Origin of the sequence: Aquitalea palustris (assembly GCF_003693445.1) — a bacterium.
Taxonomy (GTDB): domain Bacteria; phylum Pseudomonadota; class Gammaproteobacteria; order Burkholderiales; family Chromobacteriaceae; genus Aquitalea; species Aquitalea palustris.
In genome coordinates, this window is the sequence record NZ_RFAR01000161.1 from 1 (window position 1) to 401 (window position 401).

Here is a 401-nt window from a genome sequence, read left to right on the forward strand (position 1 = left end):
GGAATCCACAGCAGCGCCCATTTGAGCAGCCAGGTCTTGCCGGCAAAGCGGTTACGCAGGGAGAACCAGAAGGCGCAGCCAAACAGCAGCAGGAAGCTGAAGCCCAGACCAGCCATCAGGCGGAAGCTCCAGAACATCGGTGCCACATTGGGAATGGTGCTCCAGGCCGCCTGGTCGATGATGGCCGGGGTGGCGGTGCGTACGTCAGCCACATATTTTTTCAGCAGCAGGCCAAAGCCCAGGTCGCCTTGCTTGTTTTCGAAGGCAGCACGCAAAGCAGCATCCTGCGGTGCCTTGCGCAGGGCTTCCAGCGCAATGACTGCTTGCTGGCCATTCAGAATGCGCTGCTTGTTACGCGCCACAATCTGCTTGATGCCCGGAATCTCCTTGGTGGTGGAGCG

Annotated in this window: 1 protein-coding gene; it reads right to left on the reverse strand. The window is 59.9% G+C overall.

What is annotated here, in order from left to right; all coding sequences use genetic code 11:
* Positions 1-401 (reverse strand): cytochrome ubiquinol oxidase subunit I (locus tag EAY64_RS20145; RefSeq protein WP_199734509.1); only part of this gene is annotated, 401 nt, incomplete at both ends.